The sequence below is a fragment of the Achromobacter sp. DH1f genome, assembly GCF_000633435.1.
Lineage (GTDB): Bacteria > Pseudomonadota > Gammaproteobacteria > Burkholderiales > Burkholderiaceae_B > Achromobacter > Achromobacter deleyi.
The window spans coordinates 1-2,867 of sequence record NZ_AYMF01000097.1 but is presented as its reverse complement, the minus strand read 5'-3'; the positions used below and the strand labels follow the sequence as shown (position 1 = coordinate 2,867).

Annotated in this window: 3 protein-coding genes; 1 reads left to right on the top strand and 2 read right to left on the bottom strand. The window is 67.4% G+C overall.

The annotated features are described in order from the left end of the window. Nucleotides 1-258: 258 nt before the first annotated feature. Both U858_RS0133155 and U858_RS0133150 read right to left on the bottom strand, forming a co-directional pair. Nucleotides 259-1,203, bottom strand: a complete 945-nt coding sequence (locus U858_RS0133155) for an AEC family transporter (protein ID WP_025141361.1) — start codon at nt 1,201-1,203, stop codon at nt 259-261. 31 nt (nt 1,204-1,234) lie between these two features. Beyond that, nucleotides 1,235-2,143 carry a DMT family transporter gene (locus U858_RS0133150; protein ID WP_025141360.1) on the bottom strand — a complete coding sequence of 303 codons (909 nt, stop codon included), beginning with the start codon at nt 2,141-2,143 and terminating at the stop codon, nt 1,235-1,237. A 114-nt stretch (nt 2,144-2,257) separates the two neighbouring features. Here U858_RS0133150 and U858_RS0133145 point away from each other — a divergent pair, with 114 nt between their 5' ends. Then, entirely contained in the window at nt 2,258-2,698 is a 441-nt protein-coding gene (locus U858_RS0133145) for a GNAT family N-acetyltransferase (protein ID WP_025141359.1), read from the top strand. The last annotated feature ends 169 nt before the right edge of the window (nt 2,699-2,867 follow it).

Sequence of the window (2,867 nt, the reverse complement as noted above, 5' to 3'; positions counted from 1 at the left end):
CCAGCACCAGCAGCAGCGCGATCCAGAGCGGCTTGCGGTTGATCTGGATGGGCGGCAGTGCCGAGGGCAGGGGAAGGGCGAAGGCGTTGGTGCTCATGGTCGAGTCCCGGGGAATCGGTCAGTCAATGCAAACGGGCGCGTCGCCGCACCCGTCATCGTGGGTAAAGTCTAAAGGCCTGAGAAAATTTCTCAAAGCATCTATTTTTTCTTCTTTAATATCTAAAAGTTATATGGCGTGCGGTGTTGGCCGTGCGCCCGTCACGAGATCGGGTGGGCGCTGATCCAGGCGACCAGCACGCTGACAGTCAAGACGGACAGCACCGTGGACACCAGGATCGCGCGCGAAGTGACGCGGGCATCGCGGCCGTACATCTTGGCCAGCATGAACGGGCCGGTGCCAATCGGCAGGGCGCTCATCAGCACGGCGGTCCAGGCCCACAACGGCGGCATGGAGAACACCTGGAACGCCAGCAGCGCGGTCACGGCGGGCTGCAACAGCAGCTTGCTGGCGACCAGCCGCAAGACGCCCGGGCCGGGGCTGGCGGTTTCGGTCTGGGCCAGGAACAGGCCGATGGTCACCAGCGCGCAGGGGCTGGCGGACGCACCCAGCAACGACACGTAGCGGTCCACGCCCTCGGGCAGCGGCACGCCGGTACCGGCCCAGGCCAGCCCCAGCACCGGCGCGGCCAGCAACGGATTGCGCATCAGCGCACGGCCGACTTTCACCAGCGTGGCGGCCAGGCTGGGCGCCTGCTGGCGGTCGAATTCGATCAGGGCGATGGCCACGCCGAACAGCACGCTGGCCGTCAGCAGGGTGGTGAACGCGGCGGGCGCCAGGCTTTCGGCGCCGAACAGCGCCAGGCACAGCGGAATGCCCATGTAGCCGGCATTGGCGTAAGAGGCTGCCAGGCCTTCGATGCTGCGGTCGGTCAGCTCGCGCGGCCCGCGCTTGCGGGAGATGAACGACACCAGAAAGGTCACGGCGATGCCGCCAGCGAATGCGCCCACGAAACCCCAGTGCGCCATGTGCGCCAGGTCCACCTGCGTCATGGCGCGAAACAGCAGCGCCGGCAACGACAGGTACACCACGTAGCGGTTCAGGGCGTCGGTGGCGCCTTCGCCCAGCACACGCCACCGCGCTGCCAGCCATCCGGTCAGGATCAGCGCAAAGACCGGCAGGGCGGCGGTGATGACGGCATTCATGGGGGCAGGGGGCGTAGGCGCGAAAAGGCGCTCATTCTACCGGGCGGGTCGTGGGCGCCGGCCGTGCCGACCGCGTCACCAGCAGGATGCCCAGCGCGGCCAGCGCCATGCCGGGCCACGCCAGCGGCGGAATCGGCTCTTGCAGCACCAGCAGGGCGATGACGGCCGTGGCGGGCGGCACCAGGAAGAACAGGGCGGACACGCGCGAGGCCTCGCCGTGGCGGATCATCGCCAGCAGCAAGGTGATCGCGACCAGCGAATTGCCGACCACCAGATAGGCCAGCGATCCGAGCAGCGGTCCGGTCCATTCGATATGCATGGGTTCCAGCCACCACGCCAGCGGCGCGCTGACCAGAAGACCCACCGCGTACTGGATCGTGTTGGAGGTGACTGGATGGGTCTGCACGCCGAAGCGCTTTTCATACAGCGTGCCGCTGGTGATGCACAGCAGGGCGGCCACGGCGAAGCCCAGGCCCAGCGGCGACGCCAGGTCGACCGAGGCCTTGGACACGATGACCAGCGCGGCGCCGCATACGCCCAGCCCCAGGCCGGCCCAGCGGCGGGCGTCGACGCGTTCATGCGCGATGGCCGGCGCCAGGAGGCCGATCAGAATGGGCTGCAGCGAGGTGATCAGCGCCACGCCGCCCGCGGACATGCCGTGCTTGAGCGCCAGATAGGTAAAGCAGAAATAGCCCGCCTGCAGCAGCAGGCCGACCATGGCCAGGTGGCCCCAGGCGCCCGCGCCGCGCGGCAGCGGCGGGCGCAGCGCCAGCAGCAGCGGCGTCAGCAGCACCACCACGCAGGCATAGCGCAGCGCCAGGAAGGTCATCGGGTCGGCATAGGCCAGGCCCACCTTGAGCACCACGAAGCCGCTGGACCACAGCAGCAGGAAAAGCGCGGGGGCGAATTTCAACCAGGCAGGCGTGGCGGCTTGTGGCATGTCGAGGGGCAAGGGTAGGCCAGCCGCGATCGTACGCCTGTTTCACCGGCGCGCCATCCCTGCGAAAATGGCGGCGACGGATTCATCGATAGCGGCAACGCGAAGGAAAACAACATGGCTAGCGAAAAACCGGCGGTACGCATCTCTCTGGGAACGTGGGACCGCCTGCGCGACGACGCCTCGTCGGTGCGCTATGAGGTGTTCGTGATCGAACAGAATGTGCCCCCCGAAGTCGAGATGGACGATGACGACGCGGTCTCGGTGCATGCCGTGGCCTACTCCGCCGACGGCACGCCGCTGGGCACCGGACGCCTGTTGCCCGACGGCCATATCGGCCGCATGGCCGTACACAAGCGGGCGCGCGGCCTGGGCGTGGGCGGCCTGCTGCTCGATGCCCTGATCGGGCAGGGGCACGGCGATGGCCATCGCATGCTGGTGCTGCACGCGCAGACCCACGCCAAGGGCTTCTACGAAGCGCACGGTTTCAGCGTGGAAGGCGAGGAATTCATCGAAGCCGGCATCGCGCACGTCGTGATGACGCGGGTGCTGGCATAAGGCAGGGATGCGGCCCGCTGTGCGGCGGGCCGGTGCCTTGGCTTCGAGTTCGCGGCCAAGCCGTCAGCGGAAAAGAAAAAACCCCGGTCGCATTCGCGAACGGGGTTTTTCTTGGCGCATCACGACAGGTACCTCGTGATGTAATAATTGGTGCCCAGGAGAGGACTCG

What these genes read in the sequence shown, in the direction of transcription:
- U858_RS0133155 (WP_025141361.1), bottom strand. Translation starts at nt 1,203, where the DNA reads ATGAATGCCGTCATCACCGCCGCCCTGCCGGTCTTTGCGCTGATCCTG.
- U858_RS0133150 (WP_025141360.1), bottom strand. Translation starts at nt 2,143, where the DNA reads ATGCCACAAGCCGCCACGCCTGCCTGGTTGAAATTCGCCCCCGCGCTT.
- U858_RS0133145 (WP_025141359.1), top strand. Translation starts at nt 2,258, where the DNA reads ATGGCTAGCGAAAAACCGGCGGTACGCATCTCTCTGGGAACGTGGGAC.